Genomic DNA, 25,107 nt, shown 5'->3' on the forward strand with positions numbered 1-25,107 from the left:
CCCGGGGGGGGGCCGGCGGCGCGGGGCGGGGGGGGGGGCCCGCCCCGGGCCGGGGGGGCCCGCCGGGGGGGGGGCGGGCCCCGCCGCGTGGCGCCGGGGGGGGGGGGGGCCCCGCCGCCGCCCGCCGCTCAGGACAGGTGGGAGCGGATCTGCCTGATGTGCTCGGGAGTGGTGCGGCAGCAGCCGCCGATCAGCGAGGCGCCCGCGGCCTGCCACTCCTTGGCCGCCTGGCCGTACTCCACGGGGTCGGCGAGGCCCAGCCACCGCCGCTGGTCGGCGTCCCAGGTCTCGCCCGAGTTGGGGTAGACGACGACGGGCAGCATCCCGGTGAGCGAGGCGATGAGGCCGGGGATGTGGCGCGGCGCGGTGCAGTTGGCGCCGACGGCCACCACCTGCGGGTTGCCGGTGAACAGCGCCGCCGCCTCGGTGATCGGGGTGCCGTCGTTGATGCTGGTGGCGTCGCGGCAGGAGAAGCTCACCCACGCCTTGACCGACGGCGTCTCGGTCAGCAGCCTGGCCAGCGCCCGGGCCTCAGGGTAGGAGGGGATGGTCTCGCAGGCCAGCAGATCGGCCTCCGACGAGGCGAGGATCTCCCAGCGCGGCCGGTGCCAGGCCAGCAGGCCCTCCTCGTCGAGGTCGTAGTCGCTGGTGTACTCGGCGCCATTGGCGAGAAAGGCGCCGTAGGGGCCGATCGAGGCGGCAACCAGGCCGCCACCGGCCTCGTCGCGGGCCTGTGCGGCCAGCTCCACCGACAGCCTGATCAGCCGCTCCGCCAGCGCCCCGTCCAGCCCTCTGCGGGCGAAGCCGGGAAGGGAGGCCTGATAGCTCGAGGTGATGGCCACGTCCGCGCCCGCGGCGAAATAGGCGGCGTGCGCGCTCAGGATCAGCCCGGGATCCTCCAGCAGCAGCCGCGCAGACCAGAGCTCGTCGCCTAGGTCGGCGCCGAGCGCTTCGAGATGGGTGGACAGGCCGCCGTCCAGGACGAGTGTGGTCACCTGTCCAGAGTATGGTCCCCGCACCGCTGCCCGGCGCCGCGCGTCCCTCTCCCTCACGCCGACGGTCGCACCGGTGGCGGGAGTCACCGCGCGAACGCGCGGAGGACGTCGTCGAGCAGCGCAGGAGTGTCCTCGGGGGAGCCCACGGTGAAATCGGCGTGGCGGGACAGCTCGTCGCCGGTCTCCGGGCCGGCCACCGCCACCCTGATGCCGAGAAAGGCCGGATCGCGCTCCTCCCTGGCCCGCAGCGCCTCGAAGGCCCGCAGGTCGCCGAGGTCGTCGCCGAAATACCACGCCAGGGCCAGCGCGCCGATCTCCCGGGCCACCACCGTGCCCTGGTCGTCGCCGCCGGGCGGCCCGAGCTCCACCACCGTGCGGCCGAGCCGCTCGGCCAGGCCCAGCTCCGCCGCTCTGGCCGACGACCACCTCTCCACCGCGCCACGCAGCTCCGGCGCGCCCCTGTAGTGCAGCGCCACCATCAGCGCCGTGTCCTGCACCAGCACCTCGCCCGGCAGTTCCAGCGCGGCCCGCTCGGCCAGGCGGCGCATGACCGGGCGCCACGGCTCGACGGCGCTGTGCGTGCGGATGCCGCCCCCGGCCTCCGTCTGCATCCCGTACAGGCCGAACAGCCGCACGCCGGGGGCGGCCGAGAGGCGCTCGCGCAGGAACGCCACCGGGCGGGCGGAGACGACGGCGACCCCGCGCACCAGCTCCGACAGGGCGCCCAGCCGTGCCACCGAACCGGCGACCGGGAGGGCCGTTTCCGGGTCGCTCGTCACGGGCGCGATGGTGCCGTCGAAATCGAAGAAGAAACCCGTGTCGCGGGCGGCGGAAACGGTGGCGGAGACCGCCTCGTCAAAGCGGAGCCGGGCGCGTGCGGTCGCCATGACGGCGACGATAGAACAGCCCGGCGACCTCCGATAGACACCCGTCCGTACGGCCCGCCTGTCCGCGCGGTCAAGCAGCGGACCCCCGAAGACCGGCGGCGCCGAATGGCCGGCGCCGCCGGAGGAGGGTCAGGCGCGCTTCCAGAAGGGGCGGCGCGGCTCGTCCCGCCCCGTCGCCGGCGAGCCGCCGGTCAGGGACGTCAGGACCTCGACGGCGTGCCGTCGCAGCGCCTCCGGGTCGGTGCCCGGCTGCTCGGCCGCCTCCAGCTCGCGGGCCAGGGCAACGAGCTCGGCGTGCCCGCCGAGGAACGCCGACAGCGCCGACAGCCGGGAACCGAGGTCCGCCAGGTAGAGCACGTCCGGCGTGCGCAGGGCCCGCAGACGGTCGAGCTCGGCCACGAGCTGTGCCCTGATCGTGTCCAGGGAACGCGTCGCCTGGCGGGCCGGCGCGGGCCGGGCGAACATCGGGCCGCGCGGGCCCCCTGAACCGCCTGCCAGGCCGGTCGGTTGCCCTTCGGCGCTGAGGGCGGCCGAGAAGCCGGGCGCGGGCGGGGTCATGGGGCTCATCCCGCGGGGAGCCGGCGCCGCCATCGCGGTGAGGCCGAAGGACATCGGCGCGTTCGCGGGCTGCTCCCAGCCGCTCGGCGGCTCCACCGGCTGGATGACGCGGTGCTCCGGGCCGCCTTCCGCGACCTGCCGGCTGTCGACGGCCACGTAGGCGGTGAACCGGCACAGCACGCCGTACTCCAGTGAGGTCCGCACGATCTGCGACTCCAGCTCGTGCTCGCCCATGGCGTAGCGGTCCTCCAGCTCGCGCAGGTGGGCCCGCGCCCACACGGCCCGGATCGCCGGGTTGTCCACGACCGTGCCGGAGACCTGCCGCTCCCACGGCGCTCCCGCCGCCAGCCCGCGGACGGTCACCGACGAGCCGCCCCGGTAGCGGCCGTGCACCCGCAGCGGCACGCCGGGGAAGATCGAGCCCAGGTGGGTGACCGTGCCGGGCTCCACGTCGAGGTCCTTCAGCGACAGGTCGGTGACCAGCGGCGCGCCGATCCGCCGGTGGATCTGCTCCATGGCGGCGTCCAGCCGGTCCTCCGACTCGACCAGCTCGCAGCGGCCCGCGCCGATCCCGGCCAACCGGCCCAGGAAGGCCGCGTTCACCGCCCGGTCGATGCCGACCGCGTGCACCCGCATGGCCGACAGCGCCCCGCCGGCCTGCTCCAGGATCTGGTCCTCGTTGCCCACCTGGCCGTCGGTGACCAGCACCACGACCCGCTCCCTGCCCTCGTGGCCGTCCAGCAGGGCGATCGCCCGGCGCAGGGGCTCCAGCAGCTCGGTGCCGCCCCGGGAGTCCACCCGCGCCAGATGCTCGACCGCGCGGTAGCGGTTGCGGTCGGACCCCTCGGCGAGCCCCTCGAAGGCGGACTCGACCACCGAGTCGAAGGTCAGCACCGCGAAGCGGTCCTGCGGGGTGAGCGTGTCGACGATGCGCGCCGCCGCCCGGCGGGCGGCGACCATCTTCCAGCCGCCCATGCTGCCCGACCGGTCCAGCAGCAGCACCAGATCGCGCGGTCGGCGGGCTGACTCCAGCGCCGGCGGCACGACGGTCAGCGCGAACGTTCCCGCGCCGTCGAGCTGCAACGACGTGGACGCGTCGAACGCCAGCCGCAGGATGAAGTCGCGGTCCAGCCGCTCGCCAGGGCGCAGCCGTACGGTGCCGGCCTCCTCCTCGACCACGTGCAGGCTGGAGGCCAGCTCGCGCAGCTCCAGGCCGCCGGCGTCGACCACGGCGGTGAGGGAGAGCCGCACCGGGTCCGGGAAGCCGGGCAGCAGCACCGGGGGAGTGATCCTGGAGGCGTCGGGCACCGCGTCGGTGTCCGGCGCGGTGCCGTCGCCGGCGGGCGGGCCGTCGATCGGGCTGCCGGGGATGTAGCGCGGCGCCACCACCAGCGGGAAGCGGAACGTGGCCGCGCCGTCCTCGTACGGCAGCGGCTGGCTCATCGTCAGCCTGACCGTGACCCGCTCGCCGGGCAGGATGTTGCCCACCCGGATGGTGAACACGTCGGGCCGGTCCTCCTCGGCGATCGCCGCCCGCCTGCCCTCGCGCAGAGCCCGGTCGTAGTCGGCCCTGGCCTGGCCGCGCTCCTTGAGCACGCCCTCGATCACCCGGTCGTCCGCCTCCATGGTGAACGCCGTGACCGCCGCCCTGTCAGGCAGCGGGAAGACGTAGGTGGCCTCCAGCGTGACGTCGAACGGGTTGCGGAACCCCTGCGCCACCTCGACCCCGGCGTCGAGCCCCGAGATGCGGGCGGCGACGTCGACGCTCTCCAGCGGCAGGTTGCCGCGCTCGGTCCGCAGCGCGCCGAACCCGGCGTCGGGGACAGGCACGCATCGGGCGGGCTCGAGCGACGTGATGTTCATATCAGTTTCCTCTCTTCGAGCACCGCGAGCAGCGGCCCCGCCGCCGCGAGCACGGCCTGGATGTCGTCCTTCGCCGGGGTGCGGCCGGGCCCGTCGAGCAGCAGCGTGACGCCGCGGCCCAGCCGGACTCCGCGCACCGGCGTCCCCGCGCCGTCGTCGTTCCCGCGCCTGCCCGCATCACCCGTCGCGCCGGCCACGGCGTGCTCGGGACCCCGGGCCCAGAACCTGGCTGGGACCCCGTCCGGGGCAGCGTCCGGAGCAGCGACTGGGGCAGCGGGCGGGGCGCCGTCGGGAGTGCTGCGCGGGGTCGCCGGCTGAGGAGCCTGCGATCCGGCGGCCTCCTCCAGCATCGCGTCCGTCGCTCCGGTGAGGGCCGCCTGGATGTCGGCGATGGACATCCCGGCGGCCTGCAGCCGTTTGACGGCGACGAGCTGGAGCAGGTGCCGCCTGCCGTAGCGGGCGATCCTGCCGCGTCTGGTCAGCGGCGGGTCGACGAGCCCGATCGTGGTGTACCACCTGATCAGGCGCTCGCCCGGCACCTCGCGGACCCGGCCGTTGAGCGGCTGCCCGCGCGCGCGCAGCGCGTCGGCCGCGCGCTCCGCCAGTTCGCCGATGGTCCAGGTGTCGCTCATACCCTCACAGTGACACTGTCACTATTGCACTGTCAAGCGGACGGCGGGTGTGGGGAATGAAGGCCTGTTCGGCGGGGAGGAGTACGACATGGCTACTATTTCCGGCCCGATTTCGGGTGACGATAAAAACACCACCGTCCAGGCGCTTCAGGGGGCACTCACCGACCTGATCGACCTCTCGCTGGTCGCCAAGCAGTCGCACTGGAACGTGATCGGCTCGCACTTCCGTCCGATCCACCTGCAACTGGACGAGCTCACCGATCTCGCGCGCGAGCACGCCGACACCGTCGCGGAGCGGATCGTGGCGCTGGGCGCCAACCCCGACGGCCGCGCCGCCACCACCGCCAAGTCCACCAAGCTCGCGCAGCTGGAGCTCGGCTGGATCGAGGATGGCAAGGTCGTGGCGACCATGACCGACACCCTCGACGGGATCAGCAAGCGGATGCGCGAGCGCATCGACGCCACCGAGGAGCCCGACCAGGTCTCGCAGGACATCCTCATCGCCGTCACGCAGGACATCGAGAAGCAGCGCTGGATGTTCCAGGCACAGCGCTGAGCGAGGTCCGTCAAGCCCGGAGCCGGCAGGCCCCGGGCTTTCGCGTGTCATCAGGCGTTGCCGGGTGGCGGGGCCGGGCACACCGGTTTCCTCCTCGCGGACCGGGCAGGAAAGGCGGGGCGCCGGTTCGCCGTCCCGTGCGGCGGAGGCGCATGGCGGGGAGTTTCCACAGTGTTCGACCTCGGGAGTCCTTGCCATTCACGTGCGTGCGGTCGACTAGCGTGGCACCTAGAGGGAGGCCCAACGATGTCCCGCAAGACTCTCCTCCGCGCGGGCCCGCTCTGGCAGGGCGGTGTGAGCCCGTACGGCCTGATCGAGGATCCCGGCGCCGGCGGCCTGGCCCTGCCCGCCGGTTTCGGCGGCAGGGTGGTGGCCCGTTCGGGGCGCAAGGTGGCCGGGCTGACGTGGCACGCCGCGCCCGACGGCGGTGCCTGCTTCCCTGACGGCACCGGCTGGATCTACGTGTCCAACTCCGCGTTGCCGCTGGTCGGCGGAGCCTCGGCGCTGCGGTTCCGCGCCGACGGCTCGATCGGCGACGCCTACCGCATCCTGTCCGGCACCGAGCTCAACCGCGCCGGCGGCGCGACGCCGTGGCACACGTGGCTGTCGTGCGAGCTCGGCCATCGCGGGCGCGTCTTCGAGTGCGACCCCTACGGCACCCGCGCGGCGCGTCCCCGCCTGGCCATGGGGCGCTTCAAGCACGAGGCGGCGGCCTGCGATCCGGACCGGCAGGTGGTCTACCTGACCGAGGGGGAGCGCGACGGCTGCTTCTACCGGTTCAGGCCGGGTGACTGGGGTGACCTCACCGAGGGCGCGCTGGAGGTGCTGTGCGCCTCGGGCGGCTGGGAGCCGGTGCCGTCGCCGGCCGCCCTGCTCAAGGGGACCCGGCACCAGGTGCGTGGCGCGCGCCGCTTCGACGGCGGAGACGCCTGCCACTACACGGGCGGCGTCTGCTTCTTCACCACCAGGGGCGACGGAGTTCTGTGGGCGTACGACGCGCGGACCTCGGCGCTGGAGCGGGTCTGCGACGGCGTCCTGGCGATCACCTCCGCGCCGTCCGGTGACCTCTACGTGGCCACGCGGGAGGCCCGCGTCGACGTGATCACGCCGGAGCGGGCGGTCGCGCCGTTCCTCAGGCTCGACCGGCCCTCCGGGGCGGAGCTGACCGGGCTGGCGTTCGCGCCCGGCGGCGGGCGGCTCTACTTCTCCGCCAGGCGTGGCCGCACCGGTGGGGAAACCTTCGAGGTGGCGGGGCCCTTCCGCGGCGCCTGGGCCAGATAGGCGCCGAGCGCGAGCTTGAGCTCGTCCACCAGCTCCCGGGCTCGCTCGGGGGTGGCGGCGGAGACCAGCGGCATGACGGCCTTGACCATCGCCACGGCCATGGTGCCCATCAGCAGGGCGTGCTCCTCGGTCAGGTCGGGGGAGCGGCGGCGGAGCAGCGCGGCGACCTGCCGGGCGATGGCGTCGTGCAGTAGTTGCGAGGCCGAGGCCAGCTTGTCGCCGGTGGCGCTGCCGTACAGGAGCGACCAGTAGGCGGGCGAGCGCCCCTTGAAGGCCACGCTCTCGTCCACGACCCGGCCGACCAGCGTCTCCAGCGGCACCTGGGGAGTGACGGCGGTGAGCAGCGTCTCCCAGAACTCCTGCCGTTCGATCGTGTAGCGGGCCACCAGGGCGTCGAGGATCTCCTCCTTGTTGCGGAAGAACTGGTACAGCGAGCCCGGTGACAGGCCCGCCCTGGCGGCGACCTGGTTCGTGGTCATGTCCGGATAGCCGGCCTCGGCGATGACGAGCTCCGCGGCGTCGAGGATCTCCGCCATGCGCTTGAGCCCGCGCGCCTGCCGGCGCACCGTGCGCTCAGTCATGGAGGGCCACGTTGACAAATGCGAGCATTTACTTGTATTCCTTGCTCCGAAGGATAAAACACGAGTAGTTTACCGAATTTTGCTCGCGGGATGGAGCGTGGACGTGGTGCTGATCACAGAGAGGCCGGCGGTGCGTGAGGAGGCCGGGCCTCCGCTGCGCAGGCTGGGGTTCTTCCTGGTGAGGCGGCGGCGAGCGGTGCTCGGCCTGGCCGTGGCTCTGGCGGTCGTGGCGGGAGTGCTCGCGGCGGGGGCGGTGCCGCAGATGTCGCTGGCCAGGTTCGAGGCGCCGGGATCGGAGTCCGACCGGGCGCAGGCCGAGCTGGTCGAGCGGTTCGGCACCGGCAGCCCCGACATGATCTTCCTGGTGACCGCGAAGAAGGGGACCGTCGACGATCCCGAGGTCGCCGCAGCCGGGCAGGAGCTGGCCGAGCGGGTCGCGCGACACGAGGGCGTGGCGGAGGTCGAGTCCTACTGGAGCCGGGGCCGGCCCGCCACGCTGCGCAGCGGCGACGGCGAGCACGCGGTGATCCTCGTGCGCATCCCGGGCGACGCCGACCACGTGCGCGCGACGGTGCTGCCCGCGCTGGTGCCCGAGATCACCCGGGGCGGCGAGCTGCTCCAGGTGCGCGCCGGAGGCGGGGAGGAGGTGTTCAGGGCCACCGTGCCGCTGGCCAGGCAGGATTTCGTCCGGGCTGAGCTGGTGATCTTCCCGCTGGCATTCGCGCTGCTCTGGCTCTATCTGCGGCGCGCCATGGCCGCGCTGGTGCCGATCCTGGCCGGCGTGTTCGCCATGGTCATCGCCCTGGCGCTGCTGCGCGTCCCGCTGCTGTTCGTGGACATCTCCACCTTCGCCCTGAACCTGACCCTCGCCATGGGCCTGGGGCTCGGCATCGACTACTGCCTGTTCGTGATCTCGCGCTTCCGCGAGGAGGTGCGCGCCGGGCGGGACCGGGCCGCGGCCGTCGCCGGAGCCGTGGAGCACGCCGGTCGGACCGTGCTCTTCAGCGGGGCCACCGTCGCGGCGTCGCTGGCGGTGCTGTTCGCGCTGCCCTTCGACTTCCTGCGGTCCTTCGCCTACGCGGGCATCGCGGTGGTCGCCGGAGGCGTGGTCGCCGCCGTCATCGTGCTGCCCGCCGTGCTCGCCGCCATCGGCGGCGCGCTGCTGCCGCGCCGGGAAAGGAGCGTGCGAGGAGCCGGATTCTGGCGCTGGCTGGCCGTCCGGGTGATGCGGCGGCCGCTGCTGTCCGGCGCGCTCGCCTCGGCGCTGCTGCTCGTGCTGGCCTCGCCGTTCCTGGGCCTGCGCCTGGGCGCCGCGGACGACCGGATCCTGCCCCTGGACGCCCCGCCCCGGCAGACGCAGGAGATCATCAGGCAGGGCTTCCCCGCCGAGGAGACCGACGCCGTGCAGATCGTCTCCAGAGGCGCCGCCGAGCAGGACGTGACGGGCTACGCGAGCGCGCTGTCACGGGTGCCGGGGGTCGCCCAGGTGGACTCGGCGGCGGGGGCCTTCGCCGGCGGGCAGCGGGTGGGCGGCGGCGACGCGTCCAGGTTCGCCGGGAGCGAGGGCACCTGGCTGTCGGTGGTGCCCTCGGCCGAGGCGCTTGCCGATGACCCCGTCCGGTTCGTCGACGCGGTGCGCGCCGTCCAGCCGCCCTTCGAGGTGCTGCTCGGCGGCTACCCGGCCGAGCTGGCCGACTACCGCGCCTCGGTGGCCGACCGGCTGCCGCTGCTGCTCGCACTGATGCTCGGCGTGACGTTCCTGGTGCTGCTGCTCATGACGCGCAGCGTGATCCTGCCGATCAAGGCGACCATCCTGAACCTCCTCAGCCTGGGCGTCATGTTCGGCGCGATCGTCTGGGTCTTCCAGGAAGGCAACCTGTCCGGGCTGCTCGGCTTCACTCCCACCGGCACGCTCGACCCCAGCATCCCGATCCTCATGCTCTGCGTCGCCTACGGGCTGTCGATGGACTACGAGGTGTTCCTGCTGTCGCGGATCAAGGAGGAGTACGACCGGACCGGCGACACCGAGGAGGCGGTGGCGTCGGGGCTGCAGAACGGCGCCCCGCTGATCACCGCCGCGGGCGGCGTCCTGGCGCTCACCTTCGCCGCCTACGCCACCGCCTCGGTGTCGTTCGTGCAGATGCTCGGCCTCGGCATGGCGGTCGCGGTGCTGGTGGACGCGACCGTGATCAGGGCGGTGCTGGTGCCGAGCCTGATGCGCCTGGCCGGGCCGCTCAACTGGTGGCCTAGAGGTCGCGCGACCACATCTGCTCGCTGACCTCGATCCCGTTCTCCATCCCCTGCTCCTCCGAGTCCAGCCCGAACCCGGCCGCCTGGTAGATGCGCCTCGCGCTCACCAGGCTGCCGCGGGTCCACAGCACGATCCGCCTGTAGCCCTGCGCCCTGGCGTGTCGAAGGCACTCCTCGACCAGCCGCCGCCCCAGGCCGAGCCCGCGGGCGGACGGTTCTACCAGCAGCAGCCGCAGCCGCGCGGTCGTGTCGTCCTCGCGCACGCAGAACACGCAGCCCGCGCGCTCCCCGCCGGCCTCGGCGATCCAGCACATGTCGCGGGCCTGGTCGAAGTCGGCGACGATCCGCGCGACGGTTCGCTCGAAGTCCATGCCCCAGCCGTACTCCTGGGCATAGAGCGCGCCGTGCCGCTGGACGACCCAGCTCAGGTCGCCGGTGCGGGGCGGCCTGATGAGGGACGGCGGTCGCTCGGCGGGGGTGTCGAGCAGGCCCCTGATCGTCCTCATGCTGGTGACCAGCCGCTCCTGGCCCTGCTCCGGCAGACCGGCCAGCAGGCGCTCGATCTCCTTGGCGGAGCTCGCGTCGAGGGCGGCGAAAGCCTCGGTGCCCGCCGGGCTGAGCCGTACGACGTGCTTGCGGGCGTCGGTGGCCGAGCGCTCCCTGGCGATCAGCCCGTCACCGTCGAACCGGGCCAGGATCCTGCTCAGGTAGCCGGCGTCGAGGTCGAGCAGCCCGCGCAGCTCGCCCGTCTCCATCCGGCCCGCCTGCGCGATCTCGTACAGCACCCTGCCCTCGGTGAGCGAGTAGGGCGAGTCGTGCACGCCGGCCTGCAGGACTCCGATCACCTTGGTGTAGAAGCGGTTGAAGGCCCTGACTTCGGCGACTCTTGCTTCGGTCAACGAACTCATTGCCTCAGTCAACCATGAGAGAATGATCCCTGTGAAGAGGCAGCTCTGCATAGGCGGCTACGGCCCAGGCATCGTGACGATCGGCGAGGGGCTGACGAGGCTCGCCTCGCCGTCGTTCCTGGCCGGACACCCCACGCTGAACATCCTCTACGCGGTGGGCGAGCTCTCCCAGGGCTGGATTACCGCACTCGGCACCGAGGGCGGGCTCTCGCCGTGGGACGAGCGCTCCACCGCGGGCGACAGTCCCTGCCACGTCGCGGTGCACCCGTCGGGCACGCTGCTCGCGGTCGCCAACTACGGCGACGGCACCGCCAGCATGCACCGGCTCGACTCGCGCGGGGTGTTCGCCGGCGAGCCGATCGTGCTCCGGCACCAGGGCTCCGGGCCGGTCGCCGACCGCCAGGAGGGCCCGCACGCCCACCAGTGCGTCTTCCACGACGACCTGCTGCACGTCTCCGACCTGGGCACCGACGAGATCCGCCGCTACACGCTCGACGGAGCCGCGCTGGAGTCCATCGAGCTGCCTCCCGGCACCGGGCCGCGCCACTTCGCCTTCTCCGGCTCCCGCCTCTACGTGTCGGGCGAGCTCGACGGCACCGTCACGCTTGTCGACGGCGCCCGCGTCACCCGGGTGCCGGCCTCGCGGAACGAGGCCGGCAACTCCCCTTCCCACCTGGAGCTCGCGGGCGACCTGGTGTACGTGGCCAACCGCGGCCCCGACACGATCTCCGTGCTGCGGGCCGAGGACCTGAGCCCGGTGGCGGAGGTGCCGTCGGGCGGGGCGTGGCCCAGGCACTTCGCCATCGACGGGGACCGCATGTACGTGGCCAACCAGCACTCGGACGGAGTCGCGGTGTTCGCGCTGGAGGACGGCGTCCCCGAGCCGACCGGAGAGGTGTTCGAGGTGGAGCGGCCCGCCTGCGTGCTCCCCTGGTGAGGCCTACTCGCGCTGGTCCGTCAGGCGCATGACGTGCTCCTCGGCGAGGTCCTTGGTGACGCCGAGCCCCGTCAGCGCCGCCACGGCGGGGCCGTCCTCCAGTGACAGGATGGCGAGCAGCAGGTGCTCGGTGCCCACGTGGTCGTGGCCGAGCCGTAGCGCCTCGCGCATCGTCAGCTCCAGCGCCTTCTTGCCCTCGGCGGCGAACGGCGGCGTCTCGGGGACCGAGGCGCTCGCCGGGCCGAGCGCGCGCTCGACGGCCTGCCTGACAGCGTCGAGCGACGCGCCGGCCGCCTGGACGGTCCTGGCGGCCACCCCTTCGGGCTCGTGCAGCAGGCCGAGCAGCAGGTGGCCGGCGCTGATCTGGTCGTGCCGGAGCCTGCGCGCCTCCTCCTGTGACTTGACGACCGCCACGCGCGCCCAGTCTGTGAACCGGGCGTAGCTGCGCAGGTCGTCGGAGGGCGAGCCGGAGCCGCCGTCCTTGGGGACGAACCGCTTCTGGGCGGCCTGCTTGGTGACGCCCATGCTGCGCCCGATGGCGGTCCAGGAGGCACCGGCGTGTCTGGCGCGGTCGACGAAGTGGCCGATCAGGTGGTCGGCCACCTCACTCAGGTGCTCGCCGAGCGTGACGGCGTCCGACAGCTCACCCAGCGGGTCGCTGTCAGGATGGCGGCTCTTGATCGCGTGGATCAGGTCGTCGAGGCGGACGGTGTGTTCCATGCGTCAACCATAGGTTGACGCATGGCGTGCGTCAACCCGAAGTTGACGCGATGGGATTTCGCTAGGCTGCGACGATGGAACGCGTAACCGACGGCCCCGAGACTTTCACACCAGTGCGTCCTGCCTGGGTTTCGCCCGCAACCCGGCCTGCAGATCCGTCGGCCCGGGTGAACGACTACGACAGCTTCGCCGAGGCGTACTCGGCCGAAACCGAGAACAGCATCATCAACGCGTATATCGCGCGGCCCGGGATCATCGCCCTGGCCGGAGACGTGGCCGGCCGCCGGATCCTGGACGCAGGCTGTGGCTCGGGCCCTCTGTTCGCTGCACTGCGGGACCGCGGTGCCGTCGTCACCGGCCTCGACTCCAGCGCCGGGATGCTGGCGGTGGCGAGGCGGCGGCTCGGTGACGACGCGGACCTGCACGTGGCCGACGTGAGCCAGCGCCTGCCGTTCGCCGATAGTGCGTTCGACGACGTGGTCGCGTCGCTGGTGCTGCACTACCTGGAGGACTGGGGGCCGACGCTGGCCGAGATGCGGCGCGTGCTCAGGCCTGGCGGCCGGCTGATCGCGTCGGTGAACCACCCGTTGGTGGACTACCTGGTCCAGGATCCCCGGCCCAACTACTTCGCGACCACCAGCGATACCGACGAGTGGACGTTCAACGGGCAGTCCTTCCCGATGATCTTCTGGCGCAGGCCGTTGCACGCGATGACCGACGCCTTCACCGCCGCCGGGTTCCGCATTGCCGTCATCAGCGAGCCGCAGCTCGACCCGGCCGCCCGTGAGCTGGTCCCCGACGACTTCGATGACCTTTCGACCAAACTCAGCTTCCTGGTCTTCGTCGTCGAGGTGCCGCCGTCGGCTGCCGGATCGGACGGCTAGCCGACCGCCCCGGCGAGCGACCACCTCACTCCAACATGCGCTGGACACCCAGTGACAGTTATCGCTGGGAGTCACACGCCAGCCGCACGGCGGCACGCCACCGCTCGTACGCCTCGTCGTCCCGCGCGCCCGGCTCGAAGCGGCGATCGAGCTGCCAGGTCTTGCGCAGCTCGTCGCGCGAGCCCCACACCCCGGCGCCGAGCCCGGCGAGGAAGGCCGCACCCAGCGCCGTGGTCTCCTGGATCACCGGGCGTTCCACCGCGGTGCCGAGCTGGTCGGCCTGAAACTGCATCAGCAGGTCGTTGGCGCTGGCCCCGCCGTCGGCCTTGAGCACCGGCGCGGTGCCGTCGGTCATCACCCCGACCACGTCCCGCACCTCGAACGCGATCGCCTCCAGCGTGGCCCTCACCAGGTGCGCCCGGGTCGTGCCGCGGGTGATCCCGGTGATCAGGCCGCGGGCCTGAGGGTCCCAGTAGGGGGCGCCGAGCCCGGTCAGCGCGGGCACGAACACCACGCCGCCGCTGTCGGGCACCGTGCGCGCCACCGCCTCGGACTCCGCCGCCGTGCCGATCAGGCCGAGGCCGTCACGCAGCCACTGCACCGCGGCCCCGGTCACGAAGATCGACCCCTCCAGCGCGTAGGTGCGCTCCCCTGTGGGCGCCTGCCAGGCGACCGTGGTCAGCAGCCCCGCCTGCGAGCGGACGATCTCGCCGCCGGTGTTGGTCAGGATGAACGAGCCCGTCCCGTAGGTGCACTTCACCTCGCCGGCGGCGTAGCAGGTCTGCCCGAACAGCGCAGCCTGCTGGTCGCCCGCCACGCCGCTGATCGGCAGGTCGAGCCCGAGGAAGGCGCCGGGGTCCGTCCTGCCGAGCTCGCCGAAGTTGGGCACGATCCGCGGCAGCGCCGCCTCGGGCACGCCGAACAGCTCGCACAGCTCCGGCTCCCACGTGCCCGAGCTCAGGCCGTACAGCAGGGTGCGCGAGGCGTTGGACGGGTCGGTCACGTGCTGGGCGCCCGCGGTGAGCCTGGCGATGAGGTAGGAGTCGACGGTGCCGAGCGCGACCTGCCCGGAGGTGACGCCCTGCCAGGCGCGGGGATCGTGCTCGGCGATCCAGGTCAGCTTGGAGGCGGTGAAGTAGGGGTCGAGGCGCAGGCCGGTCAGCTCGGAGACGCGCGGCTCGTGGCCCTGCTCGCGCAGGCGCCCGCAGATGCCGGCCGTGCGGCGGTCCTGCCAGACGATCGCGCGGCGCGGCGCGGCCAGGGTCCGCCGGTCCCACAGCACCGCCGTCTCCCGCTGGTTGGTGATCCCGACGCAGGCCGGCGTCGTGGCGGCCCCCCTCAGGGCGGCGGCGCAGGCGCTCAGCGTGGCCTGCCAGATGTCCTCCGGGTTGTGCTCCACCCAGCCCGGCTCCGGGAAGTGCTGGGCGAACTCCTCATAGCCCCTGGACTCGATCCGGCCGTCCTCGGTCACCACGAGCGCGGTGACCCCCGTCGTCCCCGCGTCGATGGCCAACACGCTCACGAAATCGCCTCCCGGCATGGATTCGCTCAGTACGCTCTGGTTTGGTCTAGACCAGTGCCCGCGGGTACGGGCACAATGCGATTCTGGTCGTGAACCCCATCGGGAGGAACCCGTCATGCGTATCGGAGTGCTCACCGGAGGTGGCGATTGCCCCGGTCTCAATGCTGTGATCAGGGCCGTCGTCCGCAAGGGCGTGAGCGTCTACGGCCACGAGTTCGTCGGTTTCCGTGACGGGTGGCGAGGCCCGCTGGAAGGCGACACGATGCCGCTGGACATCCAGGCCGTGCGCGGCATCCTGCCGAGAGGCGGCACCATCCTCGGCTCGTCCCGCACCAACCCCATCAAGATCGAAGGCGGCGTCGACCGGATCAAGGAGAACCTCGCGAGCACCGGCGTCGACGCGCTGATCGCCATCGGCGGGGAGGACACGCTCGGCGTCGCCAAGCAGCTGTTCGACCGCGGGGTCAAGGTCGTGGGCGTGCCCAAGACGATCGACAACGACCTGTCGGGCACCGACTACACCTTCGGGTTCGACACCGCCGTCAACATCGCCACCGAGGCCATCGACCGGCTGCACACCACCGCCGAGTCCCACCACCGGGCGCTCATCTGCGAGGTCATGGGCAGGCACGCCGGCTGGATCGCGCTGCACGCGGGCATGGCCGGTGGCGCCAACGTCATCCTCATCCCGGAGAAGCCGTTCGACATCGACCGGGTCTGCGAGTACGTCGAGTCGCGCTTCCGCACCCGCTACTCACCGATCCTGGTCGTGGCCGAGGGCGCCCACCCCGTCGAGGGTCAGATGGAGTTGCAGGCCGGCGAGCTCGACGCGTTCGGGCACGTGCGCCTCGGCGGCATCGGCGAGGTGCTGGCCAAGGAGATCGAGAAGCGCACCGGCAAGGAGGCCCGCACCACCGTGCTCGGCCACATCCAGCGCGGCGGCACCCCCACCGCGTTCGACCGGGTGCTGGCCACCAGGTTCGGGCTGCAGGCGATCGACGCGGCACACGAGGGCGAGTACGGCACGATGGTCGCGCTGCGCGGCACCGACATCGTCCGGGTGGGCCTCGACGAGGCCACGGCCGAGCTGAAGACCGTGCCGGTGTCGCGTTACGCCGAGGCCGAGGTGTTCTTCGGCTGACTGTAAGCGGCTTGCAAGCGGGCGGCCGTAGCTTGGGGACCAGCGGGGTTACCGCTCAAAACCCCCTCAGGGTACGGCTTGCGCCGCGGAGAGTCGGCGGCCCACCACGCGTCGCAAGCCGTACTTGGGAGATAGCTCAACCGCGGGGCGTGCCGAAGAAATCCACTTCCGGCGCGCCCTTGGCGTGCAGGCGGTCGAGGAACTCCTGCTCCTTGCGCAGCTCCCGCTCCGACGGCGAGAGCACCACGGCCAGCAGCAGCCCCATGGTGACCACGCTGATGCCGACGATCAGGGGCAGCATGAAGTCGATCGGCCTCGCTCCGGCGATCGGCGCGGTCATCTCGTGCACCTCCACCGACATCGCGTGCATGCCCGTGTAGTGCATGCCCGTCACCGCGACGCCCATGACCAGGGCGGCTCCGCCGATCCGCAGCGCGCCGCGGACCCGGATGGTGAACCAGAGCGCCGTGGTCGCCGCCGCGACGGCGATGGCCATCGAGGCCGCGACGATCAGCGGGTCGTAGGAGAGGTGCGCGGACATGTTCATCGCGGCCATGCCGAGGTAGTGCATGCCCGCCACGCCGAGCCCGGCCAGCGCGCCGCCGGCGAGCAGGAACGGCCGCCGCTCGCCGCCGCGCTGGACCAGGAACAGCCCGGCGCCCACGACCGTGATGGCGATGACCGCCGAGACGACGGTGAGGGGCACGTCGTAACGGATCACGGTGCCGCGCACCGCGAAGCCCATCATGGCGATGAAGTGCATGGTCCAGATGCCGGTGCCGCCGATAGCGACGGCGGCTCCGACCAGCCAGAACCGGCCCTCCTTGGCGCTGACCAGGCGCGCACGCGACGTCAGCAGCAGGCCCAGCATCGAGCCCACGCTGGACATGACGTAGGCGAGTACGGGAGTCAGCAACCCGTAAGCATAATGGTCAATAGCTGACATACCTGCCCCTTGTCTCGATTTAGGGAGTATGCGGGGCAGGTAGTGGAAATGGCAACTTTCTCTATCGGCGGCGACTCCGCATCGGGACCTGCTGCGGGACAGGGGCGGGATAGACGGGCTGCTGCCCGTACACCGGAGCGTGCTGCTGGCCCTGGGCGCGGACGGGGGCGGGGAAGGCGGGCCGACGGCCCTGGGCGGGGGCGGGGTAGGTGAGCTGCTGCTCCTGCGTGGCGCGCCTGCGCAGCTCCAGGCGGGCGACGAGTTCGGCGTCCTCGGTCAGCTCCTCCTCGGACGGCGAAAGGATCACCATGAGCAGCATGGTGAGCGTGATGAGGCTGATCACCGTCATGAGCGGCACCAGGAAGTCGAGCGCGTCGGCCCCGGCCACGGCTCCCGGCTGCGGGTCGATCGACACGAGCATGGCGAACATGCCGGTGTAGTGCATCCCCGCCACGGCCAGGCCCATGACCATGGCGGCCGCGGTGATCCAGATGGGCCGCTTGACGCGGAGCGTGAACCACAGGGCGACGGTCGAGGCGACCACGGCGATGACCACGGACGCGATGACGAGCGTGCGGTCGTAGGAGACGTGCGCGGACATGTTCATGGCGTACATGCCGAGGTAGTGCATGCTGGCCACGCCGAGCCCGGTCAGCAGGCCGCCGCCCAGCAGCGCCAGCACCCGGCCGCGGCCGTAGGAGACCAGGAACAGGCCGGTGCCGACGACCACGATGGCGACGACCACCGAGGCGACGGTCAGCGGCACGTCGTACCTGATCTGGGTGCCCTCGACCTCGAAGCCCATCATGGCGATGAAGTGCATGACCCAGATGCCCGTGCCGCCTATGGAGACGGCCGCGCCGAGCAGCCAGCGGATGCGCGCACCGCCTCGCGAGGCGTGGGCCTGGGCGGTGAGCCGCAGTCCGAGCATCGATCCCATACACGACATCACGTAGGCGAGGACCGGCGTGAGCGGACCGTGGGTGAAATGTTCAACAGCGGACATTCGGGAGAATCCTTGCATTAGGGGTCTCCGGATTGTGCCAGGAGTCCTGTCCCTTTCGCTTGGATACTTCAACTATCTGTCAACCGGCGTGTCGGAAACGTGAGAGGTGCTCGTAGCCGATCGGGGGATCGAGCGGAGGGGGAAGCCGGACTAAACTCGATGGATCGAAGCGTTGGTACCAGCGGCGCATTCCCCGTCTTCCCCGGAGGTTCCACCATGACGATGTCCGCCCTGGGCGAGCCGTGCGTTCTGCTCAAGCTGGGCGAGATCGTCCTGAAGGGCAAGAACCGCGAGGTGTTCGAACGCCGCCTGATCAGCAACATCCGCGACGCGCTCCAGGACCTCAACCTCAAGCTCGACGTGCGCAAGCGGCACGGCGTCATCGCGATCCTCCTGCCCGACGGCGCCACCGCCGATCAGGCGCAGGCGGTGGCCGAGCGCGTCGCCGACGTGCCCGGGCTCGTCTGGATCCACCCCGCCTGGCGGGTCGCCAAGGACCCCGAGGCCGTGCTCAAGGCCGGCCTGGAGCTGGTGAGCGAGCGCGAGGAGGTCAAGCGCAAGGCGTCGTTCGCGGTCCGCTCCCGGCGCCGCGACAAGCGCTTCCCCCTGCGCTCCAACGAGCTCGACCGGCTCGTCGGCGGCGCCATCAACGACGAGTACGGCCTGCCCGTCGATCTGAAGAACCCCGCGCTGACCCTGTTCATCGAGGTCGACAGGGACGAGGTGTTCGTCTTCACCGGAGGCCTGCCGGGCCAGGGCGGCCTGCCGGTCGGCAGCAGCGGCCGGGCGCTGGTGCTCATGTCGGGCGGCATCGACTCGCCGGTGGCCGCCTACCGGATGATGCGGCGCGGCCTGCACGTGGACTTCCTGCACTTCTCCGGCATCCCGTTCACCACCTCCGAGTCCATCTACAAGGCCTACGCCCTCGTCCGCAAGCTCGACCGGTTCCAGGGCAGGTCACGCCTGTGGGTGGTGCCGTTCGGCAAGGCGCAGCAGTCGATCCGCAACTCCGGTCAGGACCGGCTCGCGGTGATCGCCCAGCGGCGGCTCATGCTCAAGACGGCCGAGGAGGTCGCCCACCGCATCCGCGCGAGCGCGCTGATCACCGGTGACGCGCTCGGCCAGGTCTCCTCGCAGACGCTGGCCAACATCACGGCCCAGGACCACGCGGTCGAGCTGCCGATCCTGCGCCCGCTGGTGGGCTGGGACAAGACCGAGATCATGGCCGAGGCCCGGCGCATCGGCACGCTGGAGATCTCCGAGCTGCCCGACGAGGACTGCTGCAGCCTGCTCGCCCCCAAGCGCGCCGAGACCCGTGCCAAGATCGAGGACCTCAAGCAGATCGAGAAGCGGCTGGACGCCGAGGAACTCGCCGTCCAGCTCGCCGACTCGATCCAGGAATACACCCTCTAGCTGTAGGCCAGGGCGGCCGACTTGCCGAGCAGCGCCGGGAAGTCGCGCATCACCTGCGCCAGCTCGCCCAGGTCGGTGTCCACCAGGGCCTGCGGGCCGTCACAGAGCGCTTGCTCCGGGTGCGGGTGCACGTCGATGATGACGCCGTCCGCGCCCACCGCGATGGCCGCCCGGGTCAGCGGCAGCACCAGGTCGCGGCGGCCGCCCGAGTGCGACGGGTCGACGATCACCGGCAGGTGCGACAGCCGCTGCGCCATCGGCACGGCGGACACGTCGAGGGTGTTGCGGGTGGCGGTCTCGAAAGTCCTGATGCCACGCTCGCACAGGACCACGTCGAGGTTGCCCCGCTGGGCGATGTATTCGGCGGCCATCAGCCACTCCTCGATCGTGGCGTTCATGCCGCGCTTGAGCATCACCGGCCTGCCCGCCGCCCCGACCGCCTGCAGCAGCGCGAAGTTCTGCGCGTTGCGCGTGCCCACCTGCAGCATGTCGGCGTAGGAGGCGACCAACTCGACGTCATGCGCGTCGACCACCTCGGTCACGATCGGCAGGCCCGTCTCCTCGCGCACCTCGGCCAGGATCTCCAGCCCCCGCTCGCCCAGCCCCTGGAACGCGTACGGCGAGGTGCGCGGCTTGTAGGCGCCGCCGCGCAGCAACGTCGCTCCCGCGGCCTGCGCCATCCGCGCCGCCAGGAGCGTCTGCTCCGGCGTCTCCACCGCGCACGGCCCCGCGATCAGCGTCACGGTGTCGGGTCCGATCGGCACCCCGCCCACGTGCACCGTGGAGCGTTCGGGATGGTTCTCCCTGCTGACCAGCTTGTACGGGGTCGAGACCCGCATCACCTCGCGCACCCCGGGCATGCCGCGCAAGTTCGCCGCGTCGAGCTGGGCCACGTCGCCCACCAGGCCGACGATCGTCCGCTCGACACCCTTGCTCACGAACGCCTCCACGCCCGCCGTCCGCACGACGCCGACGATCGCGGCGACGTCGTCGCCGGTGGCTTCCGGGCCCATCACGATGACCATGTTCTCTCCCTTGGAAATGCAGAAGGCCCCGGATCCTTTCGGACCCGGGGCCTTCTGTTCGCCTGTCTGCTAGCGCAGCGTCAGGTGGCGAACGGTCCGACCAACAGGTCCGTCGCCATACCAAAACACGAAAGCGGTGCGCATAGTGCGCCCATGCTACCGCACCCAACCCTCTGGCGAACCGGCCGCGGTCCGGTGGCAGGATGGCCCAAGACCGAGACCCGTGAGGAGAGTGATCGTGGCGGATTCGCGCCTTCCCCCAGGCCAGTACATCCCCCGCGGCCTACCCGTGATCCACTACGGCAGGGTCCCCCCGTTCAGGCCCGACACCTGGGACTTCCGCGTGTCCGGAGCCACCGCCTCGGGCCAGGAGCACAGCTTCACCTGGGACGATTTCGCGCGCCTGCCACGCACCAGCGTCACCGCGGACTTCCACTGCGTCACCAAATTCACGATCATGGACCAGGAATGGCGCGGCGTCAGTCCCGCCGCCATCCTGGAGGCCGCCCCGCCCGCCCCGGGCGTGCGGCACGTGATGATCTGGGCCGAATACGGCTACAGCGCCAATCTCAGGCGCTCCGACTTCACCGCCCCCGGCACGCTGCTGGCCACCGAGCTCGGCGACGAGCCGCTCACCGCGGAGCACGGCGCCCCGGTGCGGATCATCGTGCCGCACCTGTACGCCTGGAAGAGCGTCAAGTGGGTGCGGGCCATCGAATATCTGACCGAGGATCGCAGGGGGTTCTGGGAGGAGCGCGGCTACCACAACGTCGCCGACCCCTGGCGCGAGCAGCGCTACTCCTACCAGGAAGAACCCGGCGAAGGTCCGCCCTAGGCCACCGCAGGGTTTCCGCCCGAACACGGGGCGTTGTTGGCTACGGTTGCCCGCATGCTGACCACCGCGTGCGTGGTGCTCCCCTGCCTGACCTTCGTCCTGGGCTACACGCTTGCCCGCGCTCCGTGGCGCCGCCCCCGGCCCGAGGGCCGCTGGCACGACGAGGCGACCTTCACCACGCTGCACCTCGCCGCGATGGCCGCCCCCGCCCTGCGCACGGGGCTCCATCGCGACTCCGCCCGCAAGACCGTCCGTCACCTGCACGCCCTGCTCGGCACCTACGCCGTCGCGATCACCTCGACCGACGCGGCCCTCGCCTGGGACGGCCCCTGCACCGACGAGGTCCTCACCTACGCCCGCACCGCGCTCGCCTCCGGGCGGGCACAGGTGTTCGCCAGCGAGCCGTACGGCGCGGTCGTGGTCCCGCTGACCGTCGACGGCAAGATCATCGGAGCGCTGGCGGCCTTCGACGACGAGCTGAGCGCGGCACTGGTGCGCACGGTCACCGAGGTCGGCCGCTGGGTGTCGGGGCAGCTCGAGCTGGCCGAGCTCGACTCCTCGCGGCGGCGCGCGCTCGATGCCGAGATGAGGGCGCTGCGGGCGCAGATCTCGCCGCACTTCGTCTACAACGCGCTGACCACGATCGCGTCGTTCGTCCGCACCGACCCGAAACGCGCCCGCGAACTGCTCCTCGACTTCGCCGACTTCGCCCGCTACGCGCTGTGCAAGGCGCACGACTTCACCACCCTCGCCGACGAGCTGACCTGCGTCGACCGCTATCTGCTGCTGGAGCGGGCGAGGTTCGGCGACAAGCTGCGCTTCAGCCTGCAGGTCGCCCCCGAGGTGCTGCCGGTGCCGGTGCCGTTTTTGTGCCTGCAGCCCCTGGTCGAGAACGCCATCAAGCACGGCATGCGCAGCCGGGGCGGCACCGGCGAGGTCCGCGTCGTGGCACGCGACGCCGGTCCGGAGGCGCACATCACCGTCGAGGACGACGGCGCCGGCATGGACCCGGAGCGGGCCAGGCGGGTGCTCGACGACGACCCGGCACGCGAGGGCAGCGGCATCGGGCTGGCCAACGTGGATCTGCGCATGCGCCAGATCTACGGCGACGGCTACGGTCTCGTGGTCGAGACGGCCCTGGGCGCGGGCACCAAGGTGAGGCTCCGGGTTCCGAAGGCACAACTTAGCTCATTGTGACGCAAATTTTACGTTCGGTAACCGAGGGGCTTGTGACCGTTGCCTTCTTACGGCAGCGTAGGGGCCATGCTACGTGTTCTGGCCGTCGACGACGAGGTGCCCGCGCTGGAGGAGCTGGCCTACCTGCTGCGCCAGGACAGCCGGGTCGAGCAGGTGATGACCGCCTGCGACGGGGTCGCGGCGCTGCAGGACATGGTCCAGATGATCGGCGGGGGCGAGCGGCTCGACGCGGTGTTCCTGGACATCAGGATGCCGGGCCTCGACGGGCTCGACCTGGCCAGGCTCGTCGGCGGGTTCCCCAGCCCGCCGAAGCTGGTCTTCGTCACCGCGCACGACGAGTGCGCGGTCCAGGCGTTCGAGCTCGAAGCCGTCGACTACCTGCTCAAACCGGTCAGGGCCGAGAGGTTGGCCGAAGCGGTGCGCAGGCTGGAGGTGGCCGCCTCGCCCACTCCCGAGCCCGGCCAGGACGACGTGATCCCGGTCGAACTCGGCGGCCGCACCAGGTTCGTGCCGCAGCAGGCCGTCCGCTTCGCCGAGGCCAAGGGCGACTACGTCCGCCTGCACACCGTCGACGGCAGCTACCTGGTGCGCATGTCGCTGGCGGCGCTGGAACGGCGCTGGGCCGAGGCGGGCTTCATCCGGGTGCACAGGAGCACGCTCGTCTCCACCCGCCACGTCAGCGAGCTCAGGTTCGAAGGCGGCCGGTTCACCGTCACCGTCGGCACCGAGACGCTGCAGGTCAGCAGGAGACACAGCCGCCAGGTGCGCGAGCAGCTCGTCCGCCAGCACAGGGGAGTGATCTCGTGACCGCCCGGCGGGTGGTCGTGACCCGCCTGACCCGCCGCCAGAGCGCCGCCCGGCGCCCGCGCGGCCCGCTCGCCGCCGAGGGCGAGGCCCCCGACGTGCGAGAGCTCGTGGCCCGGCAGTTACGACAGGCGCTGACCACCACCGCCGCGGCGCTCGCCCTGCTCGCCGGGCTGCCCGCGGTCACGCTCTGGACACGCGCCCCCGGCGCCCTCGTGGCGCTGACGCTGGCGGTGCAGCCCGCCCTCGTGGCGCTGGCCGTACGCCATCTCAGACGCGCGGAGCGGCTCGAACGATGACGGTCGCGGTGCTGACCTGGATCGCCTTCGTCCTGCTGCTGGGCATCTCGGTGAGCGCCGCGCGACCGCGCCGCTACGACGCCCCGTCCGCACTGCCTGCCCACGCGGTGCGGCCCTGGCGCAACGGAGCCGCCATCAGCTCCGAGTTCACCTCGACCGTCGCCTGCCTGGGCATGGCCGGAGTCGTCACCGCCGGCAGCGGCCCGGTGCTGTGGTACCCGGCAGGCGTCGCCGGCGGGCTCATCGTCGTCCTGACCCTCGTCGTCGCGCCGCTGCGCCGCTCCCGCACCTACACGCTGCCGGACTTCGCCGAGTGGCGGCTGGGGTCGGCGCCGCTCCGGCTGGTCACCACGGTGCTCGTGGTGGTCGTCGGCATGGCGTTCCTGGTCGCACAGCTGCACGCGGCGGGGATGGTGGTGCGGCTGCTGGCCGGGATGCCTCCGTGGACCGGATGGGCCGCGGTGGCCTCCGCCGGGGTCGCAGTCGCCCTCGCCGGGGGGACGGGGAGCGTGACGAGCGTCCAGGCCTCGCAGTTCTGGCTGAAACTGATCGTGTTCCTCGGCGTGGCCGTGGTGCTGTGGGGGGTCTGGTGGCAGAGCCTGTCGTCCAGTGACGTCGCGGCCTTCACGGTGGGTCTTCCCGGTGAGCTCTGGGACGGCCTGTCCGGAGGCTCTCAGGGTGGACCGTCGTACGACTCCTCGGACGGCGGCGACGGCGCGACGCCGGCGACGAGCGGGCCTTCGGACGGTGATCAGGGCGGATCGTCGTCCGGCGCTGAGGGTGGCGTTGAGGGTGGCGCTGAGGGCGGCTCTGTGGACGGCGCTTCGGACGGCCCCGTCCTGTCGAGCGTGTTCGCCGTGCTGCTGGCGTGCGCGCTCGGCACCATGGGGCTGCCGCATGTGATCGTCCGCCTCCACGTCAGCCGGGACGGCCGCGACGCCAGGCGTTCCATCGTGGCGGCCCAGGCCATGCTGGCGATGTTCTGCGTCGTGCCGGCGCTCTTCGGCCTCCTGGGCGGTGTTCCAGGCGGTGTTCCAGGCGGTGCCCCGAGCGGTGTCGTGGACGGAGTCATGGACGGCGCCCTGAGCGGTGTCCATGCGCCGCGGGGCGATGCGGGCGGGACCGTGGAAGGCGGCTACGCCGACGAGATGCTCCTGACGCTGCCGGCCAGGATGCTGCCGGGGCCGGCGGGGGACCTGCTGACCGGGCTGCTGGCCGCCGGCGTGTGTGCCGCCTTCCTGGCCACCACATGCGGCGTGCTCGCCGCGGTGGGGGGCGCCGTCTCGTCGTGCGTGTCGCGGGCCACGGGGGCCAGTGCCTACCGCGGCGCCGTGGTCGCGGTGGCGCTCGCCGCGCTCGGCCTGACGGCGGTCACCGGCGCCGGCGTGTCGATGCCGCTCGTGCTGCTCGGATTCAGCCTCTCCGCGGCCACCTTCTGCCCGCTGCTGCTGCTCGGCATCTGGTGGCGGCGGCTCACCGACGCGGGGGTGCTGGCCGGGTACGCGCTCGGCGGGGGCGTGACGGGTGCGCTCGTCGTGTTCGAACAGGCAGGCGTGAACATGGGCGCGCCGGCTTCCCGCCCCGCACTGGTCGCCGTACCGGTCGCGGTTGCCGCGATGGTGCTGATTTCCCTGGTCACGCCGGGTCGGGTGGCCCCGGGAGTGGGTCGCATGATGGCCAGGATGCACCTCCCGGAGCCCTCGGAGAACCCACGGGACGACCGCTCGTCGCACCCTGGTGACCGCTCGCCGAGCCAACACTCTCCGTACAGCGCTGACTACTGACCGTTTATCGAGCTGTCAGCCAACGGGGTTTCGTACACAAGATCGCAACCGTAGTGTTTCGGCATCGGAGCCACTCCGGTGCA

At 71.9% G+C, this 25,107-nt stretch carries 23 protein-coding genes; 12 read left to right on the forward strand and 11 right to left on the reverse strand.

The window, feature by feature from the left end; genetic code table 11:
- Positions 1 to 128: 128 nt before the first annotated feature.
- The 4 genes from mmuM to V5E28_RS22570 form a co-directional block, all read right to left on the reverse strand.
- The gene (gene mmuM, locus V5E28_RS22555; protein ID WP_336209005.1) at positions 129 to 995 is read right to left on the reverse strand and encodes a homocysteine S-methyltransferase; all 867 of its coding nucleotides are present in this window, start codon (positions 993 to 995) and stop codon (positions 129 to 131) included.
- 83 nt (positions 996 to 1,078) lie between these two features.
- The gene (gene otsB, locus V5E28_RS22560; RefSeq protein WP_336209006.1) at positions 1,079 to 1,882 is read right to left on the reverse strand and encodes a trehalose-phosphatase; all 804 of its coding nucleotides are present in this window, start codon (positions 1,880 to 1,882) and stop codon (positions 1,079 to 1,081) included.
- 129 nt (positions 1,883 to 2,011) lie between these two features.
- On the reverse strand, positions 2,012 to 4,303 hold the full coding sequence (locus tag V5E28_RS22565; protein WP_336209007.1) for a VIT domain-containing protein: 2,292 nt from the start codon (positions 4,301 to 4,303) through the stop codon (positions 2,012 to 2,014).
- Positions 4,300 to 4,935: a helix-turn-helix domain-containing protein gene (locus tag V5E28_RS22570; RefSeq protein ID WP_336209008.1), complete on the reverse strand. Its 636-nt coding sequence runs from the start codon at positions 4,933 to 4,935 to the stop codon at positions 4,300 to 4,302. The genes V5E28_RS22565 and V5E28_RS22570 overlap by 4 nt, the downstream gene beginning before the upstream one ends.
- Before the next feature lie 49 nt (positions 4,936 to 4,984).
- Here V5E28_RS22570 and V5E28_RS22575 point away from each other — a divergent pair, with 49 nt between their 5' ends.
- Both V5E28_RS22575 and V5E28_RS22580 read left to right on the forward strand, forming a co-directional pair.
- Positions 4,985 to 5,491, forward strand: a complete 507-nt coding sequence (locus V5E28_RS22575; protein ID WP_336209009.1) for a Dps family protein — start codon at positions 4,985 to 4,987, stop codon at positions 5,489 to 5,491.
- Between the two features lie 246 nt (positions 5,492 to 5,737).
- Entirely contained in the window at positions 5,738 to 6,772 is a 1,035-nt protein-coding gene (locus V5E28_RS22580; protein ID WP_336209010.1) for an alkaline phosphatase PhoX, read from the forward strand.
- On the opposite strand, the gene V5E28_RS22585 is transcribed toward V5E28_RS22580, so the two are convergent.
- Positions 6,691 to 7,353, reverse strand: coding sequence for a TetR/AcrR family transcriptional regulator (locus V5E28_RS22585; protein ID WP_336209011.1), 663 nt, complete (start codon positions 7,351 to 7,353; stop codon positions 6,691 to 6,693). The genes V5E28_RS22580 and V5E28_RS22585 overlap by 82 nt on opposite strands.
- 103 nt (positions 7,354 to 7,456) lie before the next feature.
- Between V5E28_RS22585 and V5E28_RS22590 the strand changes: the two genes are divergently transcribed.
- Positions 7,457 to 9,631 carry an MMPL family transporter gene (locus tag V5E28_RS22590; protein ID WP_336209012.1) on the forward strand — a complete coding sequence of 725 codons (2,175 nt, stop codon included), beginning with the start codon at positions 7,457 to 7,459 and terminating at the stop codon, positions 9,629 to 9,631.
- On the opposite strand, the gene V5E28_RS22595 is transcribed toward V5E28_RS22590, so the two are convergent.
- Positions 9,600 to 10,502 carry a bifunctional helix-turn-helix transcriptional regulator/GNAT family N-acetyltransferase gene (locus V5E28_RS22595; protein WP_336209013.1) on the reverse strand — a complete coding sequence of 301 codons (903 nt, stop codon included), beginning with the start codon at positions 10,500 to 10,502 and terminating at the stop codon, positions 9,600 to 9,602. The two genes, V5E28_RS22590 and V5E28_RS22595, sit on opposite strands and share 32 nt — an antisense overlap.
- Positions 10,503 to 10,533: 31 nt before the next feature.
- Here V5E28_RS22595 and V5E28_RS22600 point away from each other — a divergent pair, with 31 nt between their 5' ends.
- Entirely contained in the window at positions 10,534 to 11,448 is a 915-nt protein-coding gene (locus tag V5E28_RS22600; RefSeq protein ID WP_336209014.1) for a lactonase family protein, read from the forward strand.
- A gap of 3 nt (positions 11,449 to 11,451) precedes the next feature.
- On the opposite strand, the gene V5E28_RS22605 is transcribed toward V5E28_RS22600, so the two are convergent.
- Positions 11,452 to 12,168, reverse strand: a complete 717-nt coding sequence (locus tag V5E28_RS22605) for a Clp protease N-terminal domain-containing protein (protein ID WP_336209015.1) — start codon at positions 12,166 to 12,168, stop codon at positions 11,452 to 11,454.
- Between the two features lie 74 nt (positions 12,169 to 12,242).
- Here V5E28_RS22605 and V5E28_RS22610 point away from each other — a divergent pair, with 74 nt between their 5' ends.
- On the forward strand, positions 12,243 to 13,052 hold the full coding sequence (locus tag V5E28_RS22610) for a class I SAM-dependent methyltransferase (protein WP_442945854.1): 810 nt from the start codon (positions 12,243 to 12,245) through the stop codon (positions 13,050 to 13,052).
- Between the two features lie 58 nt (positions 13,053 to 13,110).
- On the opposite strand, the gene glpK is transcribed toward V5E28_RS22610, so the two are convergent.
- Complete coding sequence (glpK, locus tag V5E28_RS22615; protein ID WP_336209017.1) at positions 13,111 to 14,574, reverse strand: glycerol kinase GlpK; 1,464 nt, start codon at positions 14,572 to 14,574, stop codon at positions 13,111 to 13,113.
- A 115-nt stretch (positions 14,575 to 14,689) separates the two neighbouring features.
- Here glpK and V5E28_RS22620 point away from each other — a divergent pair, with 115 nt between their 5' ends.
- Positions 14,690 to 15,715, forward strand: a complete 1,026-nt coding sequence (locus V5E28_RS22620) for a 6-phosphofructokinase (RefSeq protein WP_336209018.1) — start codon at positions 14,690 to 14,692, stop codon at positions 15,713 to 15,715.
- Between the two features lie 136 nt (positions 15,716 to 15,851).
- Here V5E28_RS22620 and V5E28_RS22625 read toward each other — a convergent pair whose 3' ends face one another.
- Together V5E28_RS22625 and V5E28_RS22630 are read right to left on the reverse strand one after the other, a co-directional pair.
- Complete coding sequence (locus V5E28_RS22625) at positions 15,852 to 16,631, reverse strand: MHYT domain-containing protein (RefSeq protein WP_336209019.1); 780 nt, start codon at positions 16,629 to 16,631, stop codon at positions 15,852 to 15,854.
- Positions 16,632 to 16,722: 91 nt separating this feature from the next.
- The gene (locus V5E28_RS22630) at positions 16,723 to 17,667 is read right to left on the reverse strand and encodes an MHYT domain-containing protein (protein ID WP_336209020.1); all 945 of its coding nucleotides are present in this window, start codon (positions 17,665 to 17,667) and stop codon (positions 16,723 to 16,725) included.
- A 216-nt stretch (positions 17,668 to 17,883) separates the two neighbouring features.
- Between V5E28_RS22630 and thiI the strand changes: the two genes are divergently transcribed.
- On the forward strand, positions 17,884 to 19,080 hold the full coding sequence (gene thiI / locus V5E28_RS22635; RefSeq protein ID WP_336209021.1) for a tRNA uracil 4-sulfurtransferase ThiI: 1,197 nt from the start codon (positions 17,884 to 17,886) through the stop codon (positions 19,078 to 19,080).
- Here thiI and aroF read toward each other — a convergent pair.
- Entirely contained in the window at positions 19,077 to 20,105 is a 1,029-nt protein-coding gene (gene aroF / locus V5E28_RS22640) for a 3-deoxy-7-phosphoheptulonate synthase (RefSeq protein ID WP_336209022.1), read from the reverse strand. The two genes, thiI and aroF, sit on opposite strands and share 4 nt — an antisense overlap.
- Positions 20,106 to 20,343: 238 nt before the next feature.
- On the opposite strand from aroF, the gene V5E28_RS22645 reads away from it, so the two are divergent.
- The 5 genes from V5E28_RS22645 to V5E28_RS22665 all read left to right on the forward strand — a co-directional run bounded on the left by V5E28_RS22645 (position 20,344) and on the right by V5E28_RS22665 (position 25,024).
- Complete coding sequence (locus V5E28_RS22645) at positions 20,344 to 20,940, forward strand: sulfite oxidase-like oxidoreductase (protein ID WP_336209023.1); 597 nt, start codon at positions 20,344 to 20,346, stop codon at positions 20,938 to 20,940.
- Between the two features lie 54 nt (positions 20,941 to 20,994).
- Positions 20,995 to 22,137: a histidine kinase gene (locus tag V5E28_RS22650; RefSeq protein ID WP_336209024.1), complete on the forward strand. Its 1,143-nt coding sequence runs from the start codon at positions 20,995 to 20,997 to the stop codon at positions 22,135 to 22,137.
- Positions 22,138 to 22,203: 66 nt separating this feature from the next.
- Positions 22,204 to 22,944 (forward strand): LytR/AlgR family response regulator transcription factor, encoded by a 741-nt coding sequence (locus V5E28_RS22655; RefSeq protein ID WP_336209025.1) that lies wholly within the window; start codon positions 22,204 to 22,206, stop codon positions 22,942 to 22,944.
- Positions 22,941 to 23,240: a hypothetical protein gene (locus tag V5E28_RS22660; protein WP_336209026.1), complete on the forward strand. Its 300-nt coding sequence runs from the start codon at positions 22,941 to 22,943 to the stop codon at positions 23,238 to 23,240. Before V5E28_RS22655 ends, V5E28_RS22660 begins: the two co-directional genes overlap by 4 nt.
- The gene (locus tag V5E28_RS22665) at positions 23,237 to 25,024 is read left to right on the forward strand and encodes a sodium:solute symporter family transporter (RefSeq protein ID WP_336209027.1); all 1,788 of its coding nucleotides are present in this window, start codon (positions 23,237 to 23,239) and stop codon (positions 25,022 to 25,024) included. The genes V5E28_RS22660 and V5E28_RS22665 overlap by 4 nt, the downstream gene beginning before the upstream one ends.
- Positions 25,025 to 25,107 lie beyond the last annotated feature (83 nt).

This window comes from Nonomuraea sp. LPB2021202275-12-8 (genome assembly GCF_037044575.1).
In the GTDB taxonomy this organism is placed as follows: Bacteria; Actinomycetota; Actinomycetes; order Streptosporangiales; family Streptosporangiaceae; genus Nonomuraea.